Consider the following 22,432-nt stretch of genomic DNA (forward strand, 5'->3'; position numbering starts at 1 on the left):
CCCGATGTTCGAGATATCAACAGGCGATCGGCATGACGAACACAGGCTAGCCATAGAGGTATGTCCGGGCAATGGGCAGCGGGCCTACGGGCAGAAACCCACGAGCGCCCCACATGCGCGTGGTGTGCCCATTGCAGTGCCCGGTGTGCGACACGTCACAGGTGTCGCAGAGGTGGGGGCGCACCTGGACGCCCCCGCATCCGGGCGGACCGCGGCGAAGGAGCGGGCCACGGTGTGACGCCGGGCGGCGCCGCTCAGCGAGTACGCCGCCCCCGCATTCCTCCCAGCTCTCCCCGCAACCGCTGCGCCCGCAGCACCAGTTCCAGTTCGAAGCGGCGGTCCGGGTCGTCGATCTCGTCGCCCCACAGTTCGCGGATCTGGCGCAGGCGGTAGCGGACCGTCTGGGGGTGGACGCCCAGGCGGGCGGCCACCTCCGGGGCGCCGCCGCGGGTCTCCAGCCAGGCCAGGAGGGTCTCGGCGAGGCGCCGGCCGTGGGTGGGGCCGCAGTGGGTCAGGGGGGCCAGGCACCGCAGAGCCAGGTCGTCGATGAGCTCCTCGGGCTGGAGGAGCACCAGGGCCTCGGTGTGTTCGGTGCAGTAGAGGACCTCGCCGGAGGGGAGGAGGTCCCGTTCCATCAGGCGGACCGCCGCCTCCGCCCAGCGCAGGGACTTGGCCGCCTCGGTCAGCGGGACCGGCGGGCCGATCGCGCCGGACCAGCCGGCCAGGGCCCGGTGCATGAGCTCCGAGCGGCCCGCCGCGTCCGGCTCGGGCACGACCATGCGGGGCTGCTCGTATTCCATGTCCAGCAGAACGCCCTGGCCGACCGCGGGGGCCATCGCCTCGCGGGCCGGGCGGAGCAGGACGCCGACCGCGACCTTCGCCGGTAAGGGCCAGCCGATGCGGGCGGCGCGTTCGGTCAGGGCCTCGGAGGGGTCGCCGCGGTGGTGCTCGGCGAGGAGCAGCTCCATGAGGCGGCGTTGCAGACGCAGGCGTTCACCGGCCTGGCGGGCCGCGGCCTCGGCGTAACCGCGTACGGACTGGTCGACCAGGCCGTCGAGGTACTCGTAGCCCGCGTCGACCAGTTCGTACATGGCCGGGGGCGGGATCTCCACGCGCTGGCCGATGTCGGCGAAACGGCGCCAGGCCAGGCGTACGCCCATGCGGTAGATGGCCTGGAGGGAGTCGAGGGAGCGGCCGTTGAGGCCCTCGCCGCGGCCGAAGTCCTGGAAGACGCCGGGCGGGACGGTCGGACGTCCCTCCGAGTGCTCCAGGTGCTGCACGAAGACCTCGATGGCCCGGCGGATGCCGACCAGCGCCATCGGCTCGCCGGAGTCGTCGAGGACGACGGGCAGGTGCGGGTACTCCCGCTGGATCTCGCAGAGGATCTCCTCGGCTAGGGCGGGCGCCTCGGCCAGGGCGATCGCGGCGAACCGGCGTACCTGGAAGCGCGGTACCTCATGCCAGGCCGAGCGCGTCGAGAGGGCGGCTGCGGTGCGGGCGGCCGTCACGGTCAACTCCCCTGGTCTGTTTGCTCGTACGTGATCAGGGGGGTGTTGGGTTGGTCGGGTGTGGCTTCGAGCAGCGCGACGACGCCCAGCGCGGCGCCCACGGCGAGGGCGGCGGCGAGCGCGACGGTCAGCGCGGCAGCGAGCAGTCTCGACATCGCAGGGTCAGCCTCTCTGTCCGGATTCGTCCGGAGATCGTCCGGAGGTTTCCCCACCTCGGCGTCCCGTCCCTGCCTGTCGCGCCCAGTTTCGACAAGCATTGACACCCCGTCAAGAGCCGCCTACGGTTCCCGGCCCAACCGCACGTGCGCATTCCGCCGCCGTGCCGGCCCTCTCGTACGTCGAGCCGTCCCAAGCCACTGGAGTGCCCGGATGCGCCGTACAACCTCCCCCTTTTCCCTGGTCCTGCTGGGTCTCGGTACGTTCCTGCTGGTGCTGGCGCCCCTGCTCGCCTGGTACGTGGAGCCCCGTGCAGCGGTGAACCCGATCGACATCGACACGACCGCCGTCTACACCGGCCGGGGCAGCGTCTTCGACACTGACCGGATCGAGACGGTGCCCGACCGGAAGATCACCGTCACTCAGCGGGTGCGGGGCAACGTCGAGGACAGCGAGCGCAGCGGCAACGCCGTCTGGGACGTGACGACCACGGTCGACACCGACAAGTCGCTGCCGGCCGCCGATCCCCACGACGCGCTGGACTTCGTGCCGCACCGCTGGGTGATGGACCGGAAGACCACAAGGCCCGTGCACTGCTGCGGGGAGAAGCCCTACATCGAGGGCGAGGCGTACCTGAAGTTCCCCTTCGACGTGCAGAAACGCTCCTACCAGTGGTGGGACAACACCCTCGGCGACACGGTGGTGCTGCGCTACCGGGGCACCGCGAAGATCCAGGGCTACACGGGCTACAAGTTCACCGGCTCCGTGCCGCCGACGAAGACCGGCACGCGCATGGTGCCCGGCAGCCTCGTCGACCAGCCGAGCCGGCCGCAGGTGCTGGCGGAGGAGTGGTACTCCAACCACGGCTTCGAGCTGGTCGTGGACCAGGCGACGGGCCGTGTGATCTACGCGCAGACGGGCCCGAAGCGGACCCTGCGGGCGCCCGGCGGGAAGAAGGACGCGGCGGTGCTGCTGGACAGCCGGAAGGTCTCGTTCACGACCGCGACCCAGAAGGAAGCAGTGCGGCAGGCGAAGCGGGACAGCGGGCAGCTGCGGATGGTGGGCACGACGCTGCCGATCGGGGCGGCGGCGGGGGGCTTCGTGCTGGCGGTGGCGGGGGGCGTTCTCGTGGCACGTGGGCGGAAGGAGCCGGAGAGCCCCGTTCCGGCCGATACGTCCGGTACGCCCCAGCCCACCCTCACGATGTGATGTGACGTCAGGTCCAACAAAGCCGGAAATTGTCACGCCGGTGAGTAGCCGTGGCGAACGTCCGGGCGAAAACTGTCCAACCCCACCCGAGCACATCCCGTCCACACTCCCCTCCCAGGAAGAGCTCAGGCTCCGCACAGACCGACCCTCTGTGACGACCCCACCCCCACGTTTGCCCCACGCTGAGTTCCGCACCCCAACACGAGTTGGAGCACCCATGCCCCAGCACGTACCGTCCCGGCTGCGTGCCGCGCTCCCCAGTGCGTCGCAGCACCTTTCGGCGCTCCCCCCACATCCGCGCCGGATCGTTTTTCTCGCCCACCGTGATCTGGACAACCCCTCCGCCGGCGGCTCCGAGCTGCTGGTCGACCGGCTCGCCGACGGACTGACCCGGCTGGGGCACCAGGTGACCCTGCTGTGCGGAGGGCCGGCTGCCTTCCGCGACTACCGGGTCGTCTCCGCCGGCGGCCCCTACGGCCACTATCTGCGTGCCCGCTCCGCCTTCACCCGGCAGATCGGCGACTGCGACCTGCTGGTCGAGGTGTGCAACGGCATGCCCTACCTGGCGCCGCTGTGGCACCGGGGGCCGACGCTGACCCTGGTCAACCACGTCCACACGGACCTGTGGCCCCTGCGCTTCGGCGGGCCGCTGGCCCCGGCGGCGCGGATCGGCCGAAGACTCGAACACTGGGCGCTGACCGGGGCGCAGCAACGGAGTCTGCTCGTCGCCGTGTCCTCCTCGACCGCGCACGCACTGCGGGCGATCGGCGTCGAGCGGGACCGGATCCGGGTCGTGCACAACGGAGTCGAGGAACCTGGGCCGAGGGCCGAGCGTTCGCCGGAGCCGTTGTTCGTCGCCGTCGGGCGGCTCGTCGAGTACAAGCGGATCGATCTGCTGCTGCGGCTGTGGGAGCGGGTACGGCCGGTGACCGGCGGGCGCCTGATGATCGTCGGGGACGGGCCCGAACGAAGCCGTCTGGAGCAACTGGCCGGTCCTGGCGTCGAGTTCACCGGGTACGTCTCCGAAGCCGAGAAGCACCGGCTGCTGTGTGCGGCCTGGCTGCTGCTGCACCCGTCCGCGGTGGAGGGGTGGGGACTGGTGGTGACGGAGGCCGCGGCCCGCGAGACCCCTGCCGTCGCCTTCGACGTGCCGGGCCTGAAGGATTCCGTGGTCGACGGTGAGACCGGCGTCCTCGCCCGGGGCGAGTCCTCCTTCGCCGCGGCGTGGTGCGCGTTGGCCCTCTCCGGGCGACGGCGGGAGCTGATGGGGAAGGCGGCGCGGGAGCGGGCCGCACAGTTCCGGTGGGACCGGACGGTGCGGCAGTTCAGGGCGGTCGCCACGGAGGCGGTGAGGGGCTGGGCCCCGTGAAGCCGCCCACGCGCCCGCGCGGCGCAGCCGCAGAGGTCTCAGCCCCGCGCCCCCCTGTGCGCGACCCCTCGTTCCGGAGATCCCTCGCCCTGTTCCGAGCCTTCCTCCACGAGCAGGACGACCCCGAGGCCTGCTACTCGCTGCTCGCCCGCGACGCCGTCGACCAGGTCGAGTCCTACGACGGGCCGGTCGCCGGGCGCACCGTGCTCGACGTCGGTGGCGGCGGCGGGTACTTCACCGGGGAGTTCCGGCGCCGCGGGGCGAACGCGTTCCTCTTCGAGCCCGACCTGGCCGAGCTCGGTGAGAAGCCCCCCGACTCGGCCGTCGTCGCCGACGGGTACCTGCTGCCCGTGCGGGACGGCGCCGCCGACGTCACCTTCTCCTCCAACGTGCTGGAGCACGTGGCCGATCCGGAGACGTTCCTCAGTGAGCTGGCCCGGGTGACCCGCCCGGGCGGGCTGATCTACGTGTCGTTCACCAACTGGCTGTCGCCGTGGGGCGGGCACGAGTGGGCCCCGTGGCACTACTTCGGCGCCGAACGGGCCCGGGCCCGCTACCTGCGGCGGACCGGCAGGCCGGCCAAGCACACCCTCGGCGAGAACCTGTTCGCCGTGCACATCGGCTCCACCCTGCGGCAGGTGCGGGCCCGGGACGACGTCACGGTCGTCTCGGCGCGCTCCCGCTACTGGCCGTTCCTCGCGGAGGCCGTCGTCAAGGCGCCGGGCATCCGCGAGTTCGCCACCTGGAACCTCCTCCTCATTCTGCGGCGGTGTCCTACATGACAACCACGGTCCAGGCTCCTCCCCCGGCAGCCGTCCCCACCACCGCGACCGCCGCGGGCCCGCCCGACGGCCCGCGGTCGCGGCGCTGGCTGCTGGGTTTCTGGGCCGTGGTGTTCGTGTTGTTCCTCGTGGTGCAGCCCGGGCGGCAGACCTTCGACACCAAGCTCGGCGTCACGGTCGATCCGGGGCAGTTCCTCGCCGATCTGGGCCAGTTGTGGCACGACCGGGCCGGGTTCGGCGGGATCCAGGACCAGTACGTCGGCTATCTGTGGCCGATGCTGCCGTTCTACTGGCTGTGCGACCTCGTGCGGCTGCCGGTGTGGCTGGCGGAGCGGCTGTGGCTGTCGCTGATCGTGTCCGTCGCCTTCTGGGGGGCGCTGCGGCTGGCGGAGCGGCTGCGGGTGGGGAGCGGGGCGTCCCGGCTGCTGGGCGCGGTGGCGTACGCGCTGTGGCCGGTGTTCACGACCGTGATCGGGTCGACGTCGGCCGCCGCGCTGCCGGGGGCGTTCCTGCCGTGGGTGCTGCTGCCGCTGACCAACGAGCGGTACGCCGCCCGGGTCGCGGCCCTGCGGTCGGCGCTGCTCGTGCCGTTCATGGGCGGGGTGAACGCGTCGGCGACCCTGGCGTCGCTGCTGCCGGTCGGGCTGTACCTGCTGTCCCGGCCGCCCGGGCCGCGCCGGCGCAAGCTGATCGCCTGGTGGGCACCCGCCGTTATCGTGGTGACGGCCTGGTGGTGGGTGCCGCTGCTGCTGCTCGGCGTCTACGGCGAGAACTTCCTCCCCTATATAGAGACCTCGCAGACGACGACGGACACCATGGCGACGACCGAGGCGCTGCGCGGCGCCGGCAACTGGGTCGCCTATCTGCACCTCGGTGAGGCGTGGCTGCCGGCCGGCTGGGCCGTGGCCTCCTCCGTCGTCGTCATCGTGTGCTCGGCGCTCGCCGCCGGACTCGGGCTCGCCGGACTCGCCCGGCGGGACATGCCGGAGCGGCGGTGGCTGGTGCTGACGGTGCTGGTGGCCGCGCTGGTGCTGCTCGCCGGGTACGGCGGGGCGTTCGGGGCGCCGTTCCACGGGGTCGTGCAGGGCTGGCTGGACGGGTGGCTGTCGCCGTTCCGGAACGTCTACAAGTTCCAGACCGGTGTGGCGCTGGCGCTCGTGCTGGGGCTGGCGCATCTGGTGGGCGTGGCCTCCGAGCCGCACGGGGCCCGGCGGGTGCGGGGCCGGCGCTTCGCCCCGCTGATCGCGGCCGTGCTGATCCTGCCGGGGCTGCTGTGGCCGTACCTCAACGGCTCGATCCTCAACCCGGGTTCCTTCCAGAAGCTCCCCACCTACTGGCAGGCCACCGCCGACTGGCTGGAGAAGTACTCGCCCGACTCGCGCGCCCTGGTCGTCCCGGCCACCGCGCACGGCGTCTACACCTGGGGCTCCCCCATCGACCAGCCGCTCGACGTGCTCGCCGAGTCGCGGTGGGCGCAGCGCGACTACGTGCCGTTCGGCACGCCCGGCAACCGGCGCGCGATGGACGCCGTCGAGCAGGCCCTCATGACCGGCTCCCACGTGCCGGGGCTCGCGGACTACTTGAGCCGGGCCGGGCTGTACTACGTCGTCGTCCGCAACGACCTCGACCCCGACCAGATCGGCTACGTGCCCACCGCGACCGTCAAGCGCACCCTGGAGCAGTCGGGGTACGAGCGGGTGACGGGGCTCGGCCCGGTGATGACCGGCGGCCGGATCGCGCAGGACGCGCCGCTCCAGGTCGAGGGGCTGTATCCGCGGCAGCGGGCCGTGGAGATCTACCGGCCCGCGGGTGAGGACGTGGTCCGGCCCGGACAGGCGGGGCTCGCCCCGGTCGCCGACACGGCCGTGGTGTCCGGCGGGCCGGAGGCGCTGTTGCCACTGGCGGAGCGGCTGCGCGGACGGGCGGCCGTCCTGACCGGCGACAACCATCCCGGGCTCGGCACGCCGGCCGTGCAGGTGGTGGGTGACGGGCTGCGGCGTGCGGACACCCGGTTCGGGCTGGTCAACGCCGGTACGTCGTACACGTACACGCGCGACGAGCGCAACGCGCCGGACGCCCAGCAGGACCCGGGCGAGAAGCCGCGCCAGATCCTGCCCGCCGAGGGCACGGACCATCAGACGGTGGCCGAACTGCGCGGCGCCCGCTCGGTGTCGGCGTCCTCGTACGGCAACTGGCTGTTCCACCTCCCGCAGTACGACCCGGTGAACGCCTTCGACGGCAACCCGGGCACCGCGTGGGCGGAGGGCGCGCCGGACACGCCGGACGGTCAGTGGCTGCGCATCGGCTTCACCGGCTCCTACGACATGCCGTCTTCCTTCAAGGTGACACCGCTGCCGCAGGAGAGCGTTCGGGCGGCGGCGACGAAGGTGCGGGTGGAGACCGAGAAGGGCGAGAAGACCAGTTTCCTCCAGCCGAACGGCACAACGCAGCGGATCAAGGCGCCCGAGGGCGCGACGGACTGGATGAAGCTGACGATCGTGGACTCCGTGGAGCGCCGGAGCGGTCTCACCGGCGCCGGGTTCTCCGAGATCGACTTGCCGGACGTGCAGGTGACCCGGCTGCTGCGGCTCCCGGCGGACGCCGAGAACGCCACGTCGGCCGCGACCCTCGTCTCCCTGCACCGCGCCGCCGACCCGACGGGTCTGTCCGCGACCGGCACCGAGGCGGGCCTGCACCGCCGCTTCACGACACCGGCGGCCGGGACGTACGAGGTGAAGGCGAGCGCGGTGCCGGTGCCGGGCGAGGAACTCGACGAGCTGCTCTACGAGGTGGCGCCCGAGCAGCAGGCCCGGATCGTCGCCACCGCCGACTCCACGGCGCGTCTCGGCGCGGGCCTCACGGCGCGCAACCTCACCGACGGCGATCTGACGACGGCCTGGATCGCGGGCGACCGGCCGACGATCCATCTGCGCTGGGAGGGCAAGCAGCCGGTCGGCGAACTGGTCCTGGCCCCCGCGGGCGGGCTGTCCGCCCGGGCTTCCGAGGTGCACATCAGCTCCCCGGACGGCGCGGCCATCGCCGGAGCCGACGAGAACGGCTGGGTCCGCTTCCCGCCGATCACCACGGACCGGCTCGACATCACCATCACCGAGACGGCCCCGCTGACCCTGCACAACCCGGTCGCCGACGAGGACCTGCGCCTTCCGGTGGGTCTCACGGAGGCGTACGTCCCGTCCCTCGACCAGTACCGCACCCCGCAGCCGGACGGCACCCGGGAGTTCTCCCTGCCCTGCGGCAAGGGCCCGGACGTGGCGCTGGACGGCGAGCTGTACCAGACGAGCGCGAAGGGGACCGTGCGGGATCTGGTGGAGCGCCGGGGCGTGGAGGTGACTCTGTGTCAGGAGGGCCGGGGCGACGCCGAGGTGCGGCTCGCCTCGGGCGACCACCGGCTGGAGGGCGGCGACGCCGGCCCGCTCGCGCTCACGGACGTGACCCTGACCCGCGGCACGGTCCCCGAGGCCGCGGCGGCCGGGCGCGACCTGCGGATCCGGGACTGGCTGGGCGACCGGCGCGCGGTGACGGTCGGCTCGGGAGCGGCCTCGTACCTGACGACGTACGAGAACTTCAACGACGGCTGGCAGGCCACCCTGGACGGCAAGGAGCTGACCCCGGTGCGGCTGGACGGCTGGCAGCAGGGCTGGCGAGTCCCGGCAGGGGCGGGCGGCAGCGTGACGCTGACCTACGAGCCGGCCACGACATACGACGCCGCCCTGATCGGCAGCGGTGTGGGCATCGCGGTCCTGCTGGGCCTGGCGCTGTGGCGCCGCCGCGCCCCCAACCCCGACGCGCCCCAGCCGGTCCCGCCGCTGCCCGGCCTGTGGCTCGGCACGGTGGCGCTGACGTTGGTCGGTGTCGTGATCGCGGGCTGGTTCGCCCTGCTGGTCCCGGCGCTGGCACTGCTCGCCGCGCGGCGGCACACCCTGCTGGTGCCCATCGCGTTCGCCGCCCTGGCCGCGGCCGGGATCGTCGCGGCCTTCGGGGCCGGGGAGCCGGTGGGCGCGGGCGAGGGCGCGTTCGGTCATCTGGCCCAACTGCTGGCTTTGATCGGCCTGTTCGCGGGCCTGGTGAGCCTGCGCGAGGGACCGGCCCCGCAGGCTCCGACACAACAGCTGCCGAGGACGGAAACGGGGGAGGGCAAACCCGCATGACGGCACCGGTACGCATTCCCTTCCCGGTGGTGGACGAGGTCTCCCGGCACTGCCTCCAGGAGGAGGAGCCGGAGACGGTCCACATCGAGGTCCACCTCCCGGGTCCGCTCGACCGGGCGCGGCTGCGCAAGGCGTTCCTGGAGGCCCTGCACCGGCACCCGCGGATCCTGATGCGGGAGGCGCGGGGGCCGTGGTACCGGCGCCAGTACGAGTGGGAGCTGACGGCGGAGCCGGACGTGGAGGTGGTGACCTTCGCCCCGCCGGGCCCACGAGCCCTGCTGGACGCACGGACCCGGGCCCTGGCGGCCGCCCCGCCGCTGTCGGCGTCCCCGCCGATCCGGCTGGAAGTGGTGGACTCGGTCCTCCTCCTCACCATCAACCACACCGCGCTGGACGGCCCGGCCTGCCTGCGCGTCCTGGCCACGGCCGCCGAGCTGTACGGCGGCCGGGACAACGCCCCGGCGGCGCCCCCGACCCGCCCCGCCGAACCCCGGCAGGAACCCCCGGACACCCCGGCCGGCTGGTCGCCCCCGGCGCGGGTGGCGCACGGCACGCCCGACCCCTCCCCGGGCAACGGCATGCTCGTCGCCGAGCTGCCCCTCCCGCACCGGCCCAAGGGTTCCCCGTACACCGTCAACGACCAGCTCATGGTCACCACGGCCCTGACCATCGCCCACTGGAACCGGGAACACGGCGCCCGCCCCCGCCCCCGCCCCCTGCGCATCACCATGCCGGTGGACGACCGCCCCCGCGACACGACGATGCCCATCGGCAACGGCACCCGGCTGGTGGAAGTCCCGTACGCGCCGGGGGAACTGGACGTCACCGACATGCCGGCCCTGCTGCGCCGCACCGCGGACCGGACCCGGGCCCTGAAGTCCCTCCCCCGCCCCCAGCTGGGCCACGGCGCCGCCCTCCTGACCGCCCCCTGGGCGCCCGTCACCGCGCGTGCCGCCCTCACCCGCACCCTGCGCCGGGCCGCCGCGCCCTGGACGTCGACGACCCTGCTCAGCAACATCGGCCGCATCCCCTACCCGCTGGACTTCGGCGACGAGGCGGGCCGCGCGCACGCGGTCTGGTTCTCCGCGCCGGCCCGGATGCCCCGCGGTCTCACCGTGACCACCGCCTCCACGGCCGGCCGCCTCCATCTGGCCCTGCGCTGGTCGAAGGCCCTGCTCAGCCACGGCGACGGCGCCCACCTCCGCGACCTGTTCGAGCACTACCTGCACACCACGGAGGTGACCCCGTGACGACGCCGACCACCACCGGACCCCCGCCCCGCGACCTGCGGGACTTCTACGAGAACCCGGCCGTCCCGGTCGCCTCCGGCACACCGCGCAGCCTCCGGCAGGCCCGCATGCTGGCCCGCGCCCTGAGCGGCCCGGCGACCGCGGGCCCGCAGACGATCCTCGACATCGGCTGCGGGGACGGCACCGCCGCCGCCACCGCCGCCCCGCTCCTGCCCGGCCACCGCGTCATCGGCGTCGACTGGTCCCAGGACGCCCTGCGCCGCGCCCGCACGCGCATCCCGTACGCGGTGCGCGGCGAACTCACCGGCGGCGGACTGCCGTTCGCGTCCGGAGCGGCGGACGCCGTGCTGTTCAGCGAGGTCGTCGAGCACCTCGTCGACCCGGACGCGGCCCTCGACGAGATCCGCCGGATCCTGCGCCCCGGCGGGCATCTGATGCTGTCCACGCCGAACCTGGCCGCCTGGTACAACCGCGGCCTGCTGCTGGCGGGAGTGCAGCCCGTGTTCTCGGAGGTCAGCCTGCGCGGCATCCACGGCCGCCCGGGCAAGGAGGTCGTGGGGCATCTGCGGCTCTACACCGCCCGCGCGCTGAAGGAGTTCGTCGCCGCGTCCGGCTTCACCGTCGAACGGCTGGAAGGGGCCCCCTTCCACGGCGTGCCGCGCCCGCTGCGCCCGCTGGACCGGCTGGCCTGCGCCCGGCCGCAGCTCGCCTCGATCCTGCTGCTGCACGCCAGGAGGACGTAGCCCATGTGGTGGGGAGTGGCCGCGGCCCTGCTGGCGAACACCCTGTACAGCCTGGGGTTCGTGCTGGAGAAGCGGGCGCTCACCTCTCTGCCCGAGGTGAGCATCCGGCAACCGGCCCGGCTGCTGCGCCTCGTCCTCGGCAGCCCGCTGTGGATCGGCGGGTCCCTCGCCCTGGCCGCGGGTTTCGCCGCGCAGCTCGTCGTCTACCGCACCCTGCCGATCGCCGCCGCGCAGGGCATCTTCGTCTCCGGCCTGGTGCTGCTGGTGCTGCTGTCGGCGCGGCTGCTCGGGGAGGAGACGTCCGGCCGGGAGCGGTACGCGCTGGGCGCGATCCTGCTGGCGCTGCTGATGGTGGTGCTGTCGCTGCGGGAAGGGTCGGACACCGTCAGCCAGGACGCGCCGTACCCGTTGATCCTGCTGGTGTGCGTGCCGTCGCTGGCGGCCGGAGTGTGGCTGTACGCCTCGGCCGAGCGGCGCACCCGCAACCGGCACCGGCGGCCCACGACCGGCGTCGAGTACGGCGTGGCCGTGGGCCTGCTGTACGGCGTCAGCTCGCTGGCCATCAAGGGGGTCGCCGGCCGTCTGACGACCGACGGGATCGGGGGCGCGGTACTGAGCCTGCTGGGCTCCCCGTATCCCTATCTGCTGCTGTTCACCGGTGTGTTCGGCCTGGTGATGTCCCAGGCGGCGCTGCAACGCTGCCGGGCCTCGCTGATCGTGCCGGTGTGCACGACCGTGACGTCCCTGTTCACGGCGGTGCTCGGCACGCTGTCGTTCGGCGAGGCCCTGCCGGACGAACCGCTGCGGCTCGCGCTGCGGGTGGCGGGCACGGCCCTGGCGGTCGCCGTCCTGCTGACCATGCCGAAGCACGACACCGCTCCCCAACCCTCCCCACCCGCCAAGGAGCTGGCATCCCCATGAAGCCCGACGACCCGCTGCTGAAGATCCTGGCGTGCCCGCTCGACAAGGGTCCGCTGCATCTGCTGGCCGAGGAGGCCGGGCAGGAGGAGGCGCTGTACAACCCGCGCCTGCACCGCCGTTACCCGATTACCGACGGCATTCCGCAGCTGCTGCCGTCCTCGGGGGAGCAGGTGCCGGACGACGAACACGAGGAACTCATGAAGAGGATGGCGCCGTGACCAGCCTGGCGGCCCGTGTCGCCCCTCTGCTGCCCACCCGTCTGGTGGCCGCGGCGGCCCGGGCGCTCTACCCCCGGTTCGAACCGGAGCTGGCCCGGCTCGCCGAGCTGTGCCCGCCGGGCTGCCGTACGGCGGTGGACGTCGGCGGCTGGTACGGGCCCTGGACACACCGCCTGTCCGGCCTCGCCGAGCAGGTCGTGACGGTCGAGCCGGTGCCCCATCTGGCCCGGCTGCTGGCCGCCGCCACCCCGCCGAACGTGCGCGTGGTCCGGGCGGCCGCCTCGGACCGGCCGGGCATCGCCCGCCTGTGGCTGCCCTCGGACGACTCGGGCGACCGGGGCGTGTCCTCGCTGGTCCGCCGCGACATCCACGGCCGCGCGCTGGACGTCCCCTGCGTCACGCTGGACGAGCTGGGGCTGCGCGACGTCGGCTTCATCAAGATCGACGTGGACGGCAACGAGCCGGCGGTGCTGCGCGGCGCGACGGGTCTGCTGGCCCGCGACCGGCCGGCCCTGTTCGTGGAGCTGGAGTCCCGCATCCAGCCGATCGCGCCGGTGGTGACCTATCTTTCCCTGCTGGGCTACGACGGCTGGGTCCTGCCCGGCGACACCTGGGTCCCGCTCGCCCGGTTCCCCCTGGAGGACCACCAGGCGGACGCCTCCTACGTCGTCTCCCACGGCCTGCTCCGCCGCGTCCTGCCCTCCCCGCTCCTGCGGGGCCCCCGCTACGTCAACTCCGTCCTGTTCCTCCCCGACGGCCGCCGCCCGGGCAGGGCCCCGGTGGGCGACGATGGGACCCATGCCCTCCGGAAAGCACCCCGCTAGCCCCTTCACCCCGCTCGACTTCCAGCTGGTGCTGCTGCGCCGCATGGCCGACCACAATCCCGGCCTGGTGGAGGATGCCCGCCATGAGCTGGGGGTGTCGATCGCGGACATGCGCGAGGCGAACAAGCGCTGGCAGGCGATGGTCCGCTCCCCGCGCTCGCGCGCACCCCTGTCCCGCTACCGCCAGGTGCTGGGCGAACCGGAGTCCCGTACGCCCCGCCAGATCGGCGATCTCGACTGCGAGGCCTGGCTGTGGCCGGTGCCGCTCTGGCCCTCCTTGCGCTTCGAGGTGCTGACCGCCCCGAACCGCGTGGTGTGGAACGAGTGGCTGGTCCGCGCCCCGGGCGCGAAGGGCCCCGAGCTGCGCACGCTGGACGACCTCACCCCCTGGTCCTGCACGGTCGACGAGGCGGCCCGTGCCTTCGCCCCGGCCCGTCCCCTTCAGGGCACGGCACCGACCCGGTGGGGGCTGGCGTTCACCGCGCCCGACGCCGAGGGCGTCCGGCGGGAGGCGGTCGCGGAGTTCACCTGGGGGCTGGTGCAGCGGGTGGCCGTCACCGGCGCCCAGGGCTGAGCTGCGTGAGCCAAGGAGGGCGGCGCGTCTTCGCCGGTACGCACCACCATGCGAGGACCGCCGCGGCCAGATAGGCGAGGGCCCCGATGCCCATGCTGGTGCGGATTCCGGTGCCGTAGTTCGCGGCCGAGGCGAGCAGGCTGCCGCCGAGTGCGACGCCGGTGGCGCTGCCGACCTGGCGGGTGGTGTTGAACAGGGCGGAGGCGGCCCCCGAGTAGGCCGGGGGCGCGGCGCCCATCACCGTGGCGGTGGAGCCGGTGAGGGCGAAGGACGTGCCGAAGCCGGCGGCCATCATCGGGAGCACGAGGAGCCCGTAGGCGGGGTCGGGGCCCGCGGCGGCCCAGCCGGCCAGGCCCAGCGCTGCCAGGAGCATGCCCGAGATCACCAGCGGGCGGTCGCCGGTACGGCGGGACAGCCGCCCGGACAGCACCGAGGCGAACATCGTCATCGCCACCGCCGGGAACAGCGCCAGACCGGTGCCGAGAGCGCTGTAGTCGCGCTGGTGCTGGAACTCCAGGCTGGCGGTGAAGACCATGCCGTAGAAGCCGAAGTTGAACAGCAGGCCGATGAGGGCGCCGCCGCTCATGGCGCGTGCGCGCAGCAGGCTCAGCGGGAGGGCGGGAGACCGGGCCAGCCGCTCGCGCAGGGCGAAGGCCGCGGCGGACAGTACGGCCAGGCCCAGACCGGCGAGCACGGCCGGGTCGGACCAGCCGCGCCGTCCGGCCTCGTTGAGCGCCGCGGTCAGCAGGGCGACGGCCGCGACGACGGCGACCTGCGCCGGCCAGTCCGGGGCCCGGTCGGCGCGCCGGGGCGAGCGGGCCACGTGCCGCAGGGTGAGCGCCAGGCAGGCCGCACCGACGGGCAGGTTGATGAGGAACACCCAGCGCCAGCCCACCGTGGAGACGAGCAGCCCGCCCAGCAGCGGCCCGGCGGAGGCCGCGATACCGGCCATCGAACCCCACAGCCCGAAGGCCCGTGAGCGGACGTCCGGCTCCGGGTAGGCCTGCTGGAGCAGGGCCAGGGAACCGGGCACGATCAGCGCCGCGCCGAGCCCCTCCACCAGCCGGGCCACCACCAGGAAGGCGGCGCCGGGCGCGAGCGCGCAGGCCGCCGAGGACGCGGTGAACACCGCCACGCCCCAGCAGAAGACCCGCCGGTTGCCCAGCCGGTCCCCCAGCGCCCCGCCCGTCAGCAGGAACCCGGCGAAGACCAGCGTGTACCCGTCGGTGATCCACTGGATCCCGGTGAGCGAGGCCGACAGCTCCCGCCCGACCACCGGCACGGCGACGTTGATGACCGTCACGTCCAGGATGACCATGAAGTACCCGGCGCACACCGCGAGCAGCGGTGCCCAGGACCGTCGCTCGGAGGGCATGGCCCTAGCAGTACACCAAAAGCCGCATCAGGGGACGTATGCCTCGCGTGCCGTGCTCAGCACGCGGCGGCCAGCACCGCCTCCACCACCTTCGGCACGGAGTCCGGATGCAGATGGAGGAACAGGTTCGGCTCGATCAGCTCCAGCTCCATGACGCACGGCTCGCCGTCGGGCCCGGTGACGAGGTCCACGCGCGCGTAGAGCAGCTCCGCGTCCCCGGGCACGGCGGCCAGCGCCTTCTCGGCGACGGCCAGTTCGGCGGCGGTCGGCTCCCAGGGGCGGAGGTCGGGGTGGGCCACCTTGTCGGCGTCGTACGGTGTGCCCGGCGCGAGGACGGCGCCCTTGACGCCGGCGTGCAGCAGGCGGCCGCCGAAGAACTGCAGGGCCCGCTCGCCGTGGGTGTCGATGCTGCTCAGGTAGGGCTGCACCATGACGGTGAACCCCTCGGCGTGCATGCGCTCGGCCTGCCGCAGGGCGGCGTCCCGCTCCCCGGCCGGGTAGCGGGCGGCGTAGCGGGCACCGGCCCCGGAGGCGGGCTTCACGACGAACTCGCGGTCGGCGGGCAGGTCGAGGGGGTCGCCGGGCGCGAAGTACCGGGTGGGCACGACCGGCACTCCGGCGTCCGCGAGCTGCCCGAGGTAGCGCTTGTCGGCGTTCCACTTGACGACACCGAGCGGGTTGGCGAGCCGTGTCGCCTCGCCGCACCGCTCGGCCCACGCCGTGAACTCCGCGGCGCGCCAGCTGTAGTCCCAGGTGGAGCGGAGGAGGGCGAGATCGAACGCGGCCCAGTCCGTGTCCGGGTCGTCCCAGGGAACGGCGACGGCGTCGGCCCCGGCCTCCCGCAGCGCCGCCACCAGCACCGGCAGGTCGCGGTCCTTGTGCTCCTCGCCGCGGGAGTCGTAGGTGACGACGGCGATGCGCGGGGTGCCGGGCACGGCGACTCCATCCTCGTACGGACGATCGATGCGGTGTCCGTCGCAGGCTAACAATCCCGTCCGGAACCACGACACCTCGTTTGACCTTCACCTTCGGTGAAGCCCCAGCATCGGTGGCGGAACGGAACGAGCGCGAGGAGCGCGGGGACCGCAGGGGGTCACATGGCCATGCTGACGATCGGTGCGTTCGCGAGGGCGTGCCGGCTCTCGCCGAAGGCACTGCGCCTGTACGACGAGCTGGACCTGCTGCGGCCCGCCCGCGTGGACCCGGACACCGGATACCGGTACTACGCGGCCGGGCAGCTGGAGCAGGCCCGGCTGGTGGCGTGGCTGCGGCGGCTGGGCATGCCGCTGGCCGAGATCCGCCGGGTCTGTCTCCTGCACGGCCGCGACTCCACGGCCGCCGCCCGCGAGGTCCGTGCCTACTGGGCGCGCATCGAGGCGGAGACGGCGGTCCGGCGGGACCTCGCCGCGTTCCTGGTCGATCACCTCACGACGGACCCGAACGGGCCCGGGAAGGACACCGCCATGCTGGAACTGCGTTACTCCGCCCACTCCGACGCCGGCCGCGTACGCCCCGCCAACCAGGACACCGCCTACGCGGGCACCCGGCTGCTCGCCGTCGCCGACGGCTTCGGACCGGCGGGCGCGCCCGCGAGCAGCGCCGCCGTGGAGGCCCTGCGCTTCCTGGACACGGACGAGATACCGTCCGGCGGCGTCCTCGACGTCCTGGAGGACGCGGTACGGGGCGCCGAACAGGCCGTCCGGGACGTCGCCGGCGGCTCCGACGACGTCGGCACGACCCTGACGGCCCTGCTGTGGACGGGCTCGCGGCTGGCGCTGGTGCACATCGGCGACTCCCGCGCGTATCTGCTGCGCGACGGCGAGCTGTTCCGCATCACGCACGACCACACGATGGTGCAGTCGATGGTCGACGAGGGCCGGCTGGCGCCCGAGGAGGCGGCCTCCCACCCCGAGCGCGCCCTGCTCCTGAAGGCCCTGACCGGAGGCGGGACCGGCGCGTCCCCGGACCTCCGCCTCCACGACACCCGGCCCGGCGACCGCTGTCTACTTTGCTCCGACGGCCTGTCGGGCGTCGTCCCCGAACACCGCGTCAGGGAGCTGCTCGCCGCACCCCTGTCCCCCGGTGACACGGTCCGCGCCCTGGTCGAAGCGGCGAACGCGGCGGGCGGCCCGGACAACGTCAGCTGCGTGGTGGCGGACGTGGTGGAGCCCTGACCCGGACGGCGTAGGACCACGGGCCGTGGGGGCGGCGTGATCAGCCGCCCCCGCCGACTTGATCCGCCGCCGTCCCGGGTTGGACCGCGAGCGTTTCTTCCGGCGGTGGATGGTGTACGGAGGGATCGTGGTGGCGGTCGTACCGGGCGGCGGCGTGGCCGGTGCCGGTTGTCCCCGGCCGGGGTGCCCCGGCCGGACCCGCCACTGCCAGGGACAACAGCCACTCAAGGAGACGTGACGCGTGACCTCTCTCTTCCCGGCCCTGACCGGCGGCTCGGCCGACCGGCCCGCCCTGCGGTTCGGCGAGCGCACACTGACGTACGGGGAACTCGCCGCCGCGGCCGGTGCGACGGCCGAGCGCATCGGGGACGCCCCCCGGGTCGCCGTCTGGGCGACGCCCACGATGGAGACGGCCGTCGCCGTCGTCGCCGCGCTGCTGGCCGGAGTGCCCGCCGTGCCGCTCAACCCCAAGTCCGGTGAGAAGGAACTCGGGCACATCCTGACCGACAGCGCCCCCGGCCTGGTGCTCACGGCACCCGACGACCAACTCCCCGAGCCCGTACGGGGCCTGGCCCGGCTCGACGTCGACGTGCACGGCACCGGAACCGCCCCCGTGGAGCCCGCCGACGAGAGCGCCCCGGCCCTGATCGTCTACACCTCCGGCACCACCGGCCCGCCCAAGGGCGCCGTCGTCCCCCGCCGGGCCGTCGCGAGCACCCTCGACGCCCTGGCCGACGCCTGGCAGTGGACCGGCGACGACGTCCTCGTCCACGGACTGCCGCTGTTCCACGTGCACGGCCTGGTCCTGGGCATCCTCGGCCCGCTGCGGCGCGGCGGCTCGGTGCGGCATCTGGGCCGCTTCACCACCCAGGGCGTGGCCCGCGAGCTCAACACCGGCGCGACCATGCTGTTCGGCGTGCCGACGATGTACCACCGGATCGCCGAGGCCGTGACGAGCGATCCGGAACTGGTGAAGGGGCTGACCGGGGCCCGGCTGCTGGTCTCCGGCTCGGCGGCGCTGCCGGTGCACGACCACGGCCGGATCGCGACCGCGACCGGGCGGCGGGTGATCGAGCGGTACGGCATGACGGAGACGCTGATGAACACCAGCGTCCGCGCCGACGGGGAGGCCCGCCCGGGCACGGTCGGCGTGCCGCTGCCTGGTGTGGAGCTGCGGCTGGTCGAGGAGGACGGCTCGGAGGTCGCCGCCTACGACGGGGAGACGGTGGGCGAGATCCAGGTGCGCGGTCCGAACCTGTTCACCGAGTACCTCAACCGCCCCGACGCCACCGCCGCCGCCTTCACCGCCGACGGCTTCTTCCGCACCGGCGACATGGCGGTGCGCGATCCCGACGGCTACGTCCGGATCGTCGGCCGCAGGGCCACCGACCTGATCAAGAGCGGCGGTTACAAGATCGGGGCCGGTGAGATCGAGAACGCGCTCCTCGAACACCCCGGGGTGCGGGAGGCGGCCGTCACCGGCGAGCCCGACGCCGATCTGGGTGAGCGGATCGTGGCGTGGATCGTGCCGGCGGATCCCCAGTCGCCGCCCGGTCTGGAGGAGTTGGCCGGTCATGTGGCGCGGCGGCTCGCCCCGCACAAGCGGCCGCGGGTCGTGCACCACCTCGGCGCGCTGCCCCGCAACGACATGGGGAAGATCATGAAGCGGGCACTGGCCCATGGCTGAGCGCCTCTCCGCCCGCGAGGCCGTCACCGCCCTCGCCGACGACGCCACCTTCGCCGAACTCCCCGTCCCCGCACGCAGGCCGAAGCCCGACGGCCCGCTCGGCTGGCCGGGCTACGACGCCTCCCGCGCCCGGGCCGCCGAGCGCACCGGCGAGCAGGAGTCGGTGGTGTGCGGCACCGCCCGGGTCGGCGGTACCCGGGCCGTGCTGATCGCGTTCGAGTTCGGCTTCCTCGGCGGCTCCCTGGGCGAGGGCACCGGCGACCGGCTGGAGGCGGCGTACGCGTACGCACGGGAACGGCGCTTCCCCATCGTGCCGCTGGTGGCGACGGGCGGCAGCCGGATGCAGGAGGGCATGCTCGCGCTGACCCAGCTCCAGCGGGTGGCCCGCCAGTCGGCGCTCACCCGGGAGACCGGTCTCGCGCAGGTCGCGGTCGTGCGCGACCCGACGACCGGGGGCGGCTGGGCGACCCTGGGCGCGGGCGCCGACGTGGTGCTCGCGCTGCCCGGCGCGCAGGTCGGCTTCGCCGGCTCCCGGGTGCGGCCGGCGGACGCGGACCCGGCGGCGTACACCGCGGAGGCGCAGCTCGCGGCGGGCGCGGCGGACGCGGTCGTACGACCGGAGGAACTACGCGAGACGCTCGGGCGCTGGCTGCGGCTGCTGACGTGCCCGTCCACCACACCCGCCCCGCCGCCCGGACCGCTCGGCGGGTCCGCGGTCCTGCCCGCCACCGGCTGGGACGCCGTCCGCCGCGCCCGTTCCCCGCAACGGCCGCGCGCCACGGCCTACCTGGACGCCTACTTCACGGACCGGGCCGCGATCAGCGGCGACCGCTGCGGCGGCACCGACCCGGACGGCATGCTGTGCGGCTTCGGCACGCACGAGGGCCGGACGGTCGCCTACGCCGCACAGACCGGGACGGCCACCCGCCCCGCCGGATACCGCACCGCCGCCCGGCTGATCCGCCTCGCGGACCGGCTCGGCATCCCGGTGCTGACCCTCGTGGACACCCCGGGCGCGGCCAACGACGCGGAGGCGGAACGGCAGGGCGCGGGCGCGGCCATCGCCGACCTGTTCGCCGCGGTCGCGGGCGCCCGCACCCCGGTGACGACGCTGGTGATCGGCGAGGGCGGCTCCGGCGGCGCACTGGCCCTCGCCGCGCCGGGCAACACCTGGGCCACGCCCGACAGTTACTTCTCGGTGATCGCGCCGGAACTGGCGGCGGCCATCCTCAAACGGCACCCGCGCGAGGTGGAGGCGACGGCGGACCAACTCCGCATCCGGCCACAGGACCTGGTGGAGCTGGGGGTGATCCGGGGGACCGTCGGTGGATGAGTTCCGTGAATGCCCACTGCGCCATCGAGCACCTTCCGTCACAATGGGGCTGCCCAGCGCAATCGAACGACGGGGGTGTCGTGGACGGTTTGGTCGAGTTCAGAACCGGTGACGGGGCCGTGGTCGCGGTCGAGGCGGTGGAGGAGCGGTCCGGCTCCCGGCTGGTCTCCCGCGGCGACGGCACGGTCCAGGCGGCCCGCACGTTCGAGGGTGCCCTGGACGGTGTGCGGGCGGCGGCCGAGTCCGCGCTGCGCGTCTTCCGGGACGGCTCGCTGCGGCCCGACGGCGTGGAGATCGAGTTCGGGGTGAAACTGGCCGCCGAGACGGGCGCGTTCATCGCCAAGGGCACCGCCGAGGGCCATCTCGTGGTCAGGCTGACCTGGTCCCCGGACGCCCCCGGGGCGAGCTCCGCCTCATGAACAGCGCCGAGTGGCACGCCCGGATCGAGTTACGGGGCCGGGTGACCGGAGCGGGTTTCCTCGTCACCCCGAGTACGGTGCTGACGTGCGCCCATGTCGTGGGCGACGGCGAGGACCTGGCCGTGACCTTCACCGAGCGGCCCGGCACCCCGGCCGTGTCCGCCCGGGTCGTCGCGCACGGCGGCTGGGCCGGTGGCGTCACCGACCCCGGCGACCTGGCCGTGCTGGAGCTCGACCGGGAGGTGCCGGTCGCCCCGGCCGCGCTGGCTCCGGCCGACGCGGCGCACGGCACCACGGACCGCAAGCTCGTCGTCTACGGCTTCCCGCGCGGCTTCGACGAGGGCACCCTCACCGAATGCCGGGTCACGGCGCCGCAGTTGATCAGACGGGAGTGGCTCCAGCTGGAGGCCTGGCACCAGGGCGGCCAGCCCCTGGCCCCCGGCTTCAGCGGGGCCGCCGTCACCCTGGCCGACACCGGCGAGGTCGTCGGCATGGTCACGGCGGACGCCGGCAGCGGCGAGGTGCGCACCGGCCGGATGATGCCCACCCAGGTCATGGCCCGCTACTGGCCGGGCCTGCAGAGCCTGGTCCCCACCTCCGACCACGCCACCGCCGACCGGGCCCGGCTGCGCGCCCTGGTCGAGCGGGCGGCACGCGCGGGCGTCGACTGCGACCCGGTGCGGCTGTACACGGCGGCGGCCGACCCGTTCGACCCTCCGCCGCCCGAGGAGGGGTTCGACTCGCTGTGGTCGGCGGCCCTGTTCGTGCTGTGCGAACTCGACGGCCCGGGCGCCGCCCGCACCGTCGCCCGCTTTGCCGACCGGCTCCGGGACCTGCTGCACACCCCGGCCTCGGAGCCGTCGGCCCCGGACTGGTCCCCGATCCTCGTCGAGCTCGGGCACAGCGGAGCGGGCGACGGCCTGGTCCGGGTCGAGGTGTCCGCGTACAGCGAGGGGCGGCGCCACCCGGTCGATTCCGGCACGGTCGAGCGGCACCGGCTGCACGCCTACGTGCAGGAGGGGATCGAGGCGGCCTTCCGTTACCTGACGCCCGGCGCGGACGAGCTGGTCGCGTTCGCGCTGCCCCGGGACTGGCTGGACTGGCCGGTCGACCGCTGGGAGAGCGCCCCGGACGACGACACGCCGCTCGGCTGCGTCTACCCGCTGGTGGTCACCGACCACGCCCGCCGCAAGGCCAGCACCCGGCACATGCTGACCCGGACGTGGAAGCGCCTCGACTCGTGGCCGGGCGCGCGGATGCACCGGGTGGAGTGCGGCGTGCCGGAGGAGCCCGGGCGGCTGCGGTTGCGGCTGCGGCAGCGCGACGCCTGCCTAGCCGGGTTCGGCACCGCCCCGGCCGCCGCCCGCACCCGGCCCCACTTCGACACCTCGCTCACCGCACCCGCCCCGGTGATCGTGTGGTCGCGGGGCGGCTGCGACTCCGGGCAGGAGGAGTGCGCCGGGGCCGACGGCTGCACCGGCAAGGCGTTCCTCGACGCGCTCGACGCCCACGTCATGGCCGTACCGCCCGCCGAACTCCCGCGCCAGGTCCTCGCCCTGCGCGAGGAGGCGCACGCGGAGGAGGACCACTGGGCCCGCGGCATCCAGCTGCTCTGGGACGACCCCCGGGTCTTCGCCGACCCGCACGCCGTCGCCGCCGCGCACGCGAGGTCGCCGGTGGCCTGACCCACCCGCAGTGACGCGCCTGAGAGATACCCGCAC

The 22,432-nt window shown here is 74.0% G+C and carries 19 protein-coding genes; 15 read left to right on the forward strand and 4 right to left on the reverse strand.

Annotated elements, in window-relative coordinates; genetic code table 11:
- Positions 1–254 precede the first annotated feature (254 nt).
- Entirely contained in the window at positions 255–1,508 is a 1,254-nt protein-coding gene (locus tag OO68_RS01080; protein ID WP_033306159.1) for a PucR family transcriptional regulator, read from the reverse strand.
- A gap of 2 nt (positions 1,509–1,510) precedes the next feature.
- Positions 1,511–1,663, reverse strand: coding sequence for a hypothetical protein (locus OO68_RS46665; RefSeq protein ID WP_167345865.1), 153 nt, complete (start codon positions 1,661–1,663; stop codon positions 1,511–1,513).
- Between the two features lie 214 nt (positions 1,664–1,877).
- Here OO68_RS46665 and pgfA point away from each other — a divergent pair, with 214 nt between their 5' ends.
- The 10 genes from pgfA (at position 1,878) to OO68_RS01135 (ending at position 13,723) form a co-directional block, all read left to right on the forward strand.
- Positions 1,878–2,873 (forward strand): cell envelope lipid trafficking protein PgfA, encoded by a 996-nt coding sequence (pgfA, locus tag OO68_RS01090; RefSeq protein ID WP_033306161.1) that lies wholly within the window; start codon positions 1,878–1,880, stop codon positions 2,871–2,873.
- Positions 2,874–3,090: 217 nt separating this feature from the next.
- Complete coding sequence (locus OO68_RS01095; RefSeq protein WP_033306162.1) at positions 3,091–4,242, forward strand: glycosyltransferase family 4 protein; 1,152 nt, start codon at positions 3,091–3,093, stop codon at positions 4,240–4,242.
- Positions 4,243–4,298: 56 nt separating this feature from the next.
- A complete protein-coding gene (locus tag OO68_RS01100; protein WP_033306163.1) occupies positions 4,299–5,024 on the forward strand; it encodes a class I SAM-dependent methyltransferase in 726 nt (241 codons plus the stop codon).
- Positions 5,021–9,193: an alpha-(1->3)-arabinofuranosyltransferase gene (locus OO68_RS01105; RefSeq protein WP_051814228.1), complete on the forward strand. Its 4,173-nt coding sequence runs from the start codon at positions 5,021–5,023 to the stop codon at positions 9,191–9,193. The genes OO68_RS01100 and OO68_RS01105 overlap by 4 nt, the downstream gene beginning before the upstream one ends.
- On the forward strand, positions 9,190–10,443 hold the full coding sequence (locus OO68_RS01110; RefSeq protein ID WP_033306164.1) for a condensation protein: 1,254 nt from the start codon (positions 9,190–9,192) through the stop codon (positions 10,441–10,443). The genes OO68_RS01105 and OO68_RS01110 overlap by 4 nt, the downstream gene beginning before the upstream one ends.
- Positions 10,440–11,186 carry a class I SAM-dependent methyltransferase gene (locus tag OO68_RS01115; RefSeq protein ID WP_033306165.1) on the forward strand — a complete coding sequence of 249 codons (747 nt, stop codon included), beginning with the start codon at positions 10,440–10,442 and terminating at the stop codon, positions 11,184–11,186. The genes OO68_RS01110 and OO68_RS01115 overlap by 4 nt, the downstream gene beginning before the upstream one ends.
- 15 nt (positions 11,187–11,201) lie before the next feature.
- Positions 11,202–12,107 (forward strand): hypothetical protein, encoded by a 906-nt coding sequence (locus OO68_RS01120; protein ID WP_033306438.1) that lies wholly within the window; start codon positions 11,202–11,204, stop codon positions 12,105–12,107.
- Entirely contained in the window at positions 12,104–12,325 is a 222-nt protein-coding gene (locus OO68_RS01125; protein ID WP_033306166.1) for a Trm112 family protein, read from the forward strand. Before OO68_RS01120 ends, OO68_RS01125 begins: the two co-directional genes overlap by 4 nt.
- Positions 12,322–13,149 (forward strand): FkbM family methyltransferase, encoded by an 828-nt coding sequence (locus tag OO68_RS01130; protein WP_033306167.1) that lies wholly within the window; start codon positions 12,322–12,324, stop codon positions 13,147–13,149. The genes OO68_RS01125 and OO68_RS01130 overlap by 4 nt, the downstream gene beginning before the upstream one ends.
- Positions 13,115–13,723: a hypothetical protein gene (locus OO68_RS01135; protein WP_033306168.1), complete on the forward strand. Its 609-nt coding sequence runs from the start codon at positions 13,115–13,117 to the stop codon at positions 13,721–13,723. The genes OO68_RS01130 and OO68_RS01135 overlap by 35 nt, the downstream gene beginning before the upstream one ends.
- On the opposite strand, the gene OO68_RS01140 is transcribed toward OO68_RS01135, so the two are convergent.
- Both OO68_RS01140 and OO68_RS01145 read right to left on the reverse strand, forming a co-directional pair.
- Positions 13,704–15,098 (reverse strand): MFS transporter, encoded by a 1,395-nt coding sequence (locus tag OO68_RS01140; protein ID WP_051814231.1) that lies wholly within the window; start codon positions 15,096–15,098, stop codon positions 13,704–13,706. The genes OO68_RS01135 and OO68_RS01140 overlap by 20 nt on opposite strands.
- A 56-nt stretch (positions 15,099–15,154) precedes the next feature.
- Positions 15,155–16,033 carry an ATP-grasp domain-containing protein gene (locus OO68_RS01145; protein ID WP_033306169.1) on the reverse strand — a complete coding sequence of 293 codons (879 nt, stop codon included), beginning with the start codon at positions 16,031–16,033 and terminating at the stop codon, positions 15,155–15,157.
- A 162-nt stretch (positions 16,034–16,195) separates the two neighbouring features.
- Here OO68_RS01145 and OO68_RS01150 point away from each other — a divergent pair, with 162 nt between their 5' ends.
- The 5 genes from OO68_RS01150 to OO68_RS01170 all read left to right on the forward strand — a co-directional run bounded on the left by OO68_RS01150 (position 16,196) and on the right by OO68_RS01170 (position 22,396).
- Positions 16,196–17,272: a MerR family transcriptional regulator gene (locus OO68_RS01150; RefSeq protein ID WP_033306170.1), complete on the forward strand. Its 1,077-nt coding sequence runs from the start codon at positions 16,196–16,198 to the stop codon at positions 17,270–17,272.
- A 241-nt stretch (positions 17,273–17,513) separates the two neighbouring features.
- Complete coding sequence (locus tag OO68_RS01155; protein ID WP_033306171.1) at positions 17,514–18,959, forward strand: acyl-CoA synthetase; 1,446 nt, start codon at positions 17,514–17,516, stop codon at positions 18,957–18,959.
- Complete coding sequence (locus tag OO68_RS01160; RefSeq protein WP_033306172.1) at positions 18,952–20,292, forward strand: carboxyl transferase domain-containing protein; 1,341 nt, start codon at positions 18,952–18,954, stop codon at positions 20,290–20,292. The genes OO68_RS01155 and OO68_RS01160 overlap by 8 nt, the downstream gene beginning before the upstream one ends.
- 80 nt (positions 20,293–20,372) lie before the next feature.
- The gene (locus OO68_RS01165) at positions 20,373–20,711 is read left to right on the forward strand and encodes a CU044_2847 family protein (RefSeq protein WP_033306173.1); all 339 of its coding nucleotides are present in this window, start codon (positions 20,373–20,375) and stop codon (positions 20,709–20,711) included.
- Positions 20,708–22,396 carry a VMAP-C domain-containing protein gene (locus tag OO68_RS01170; protein WP_033306174.1) on the forward strand — a complete coding sequence of 563 codons (1,689 nt, stop codon included), beginning with the start codon at positions 20,708–20,710 and terminating at the stop codon, positions 22,394–22,396. Before OO68_RS01165 ends, OO68_RS01170 begins: the two co-directional genes overlap by 4 nt.
- The last annotated feature ends 36 nt before the right edge of the window (positions 22,397–22,432 follow it).

The organism is Streptomyces iakyrus (genome assembly GCF_000717055.1).
Taxonomy (GTDB): domain Bacteria; phylum Actinomycetota; class Actinomycetes; order Streptomycetales; family Streptomycetaceae; genus Streptomyces; species Streptomyces iakyrus.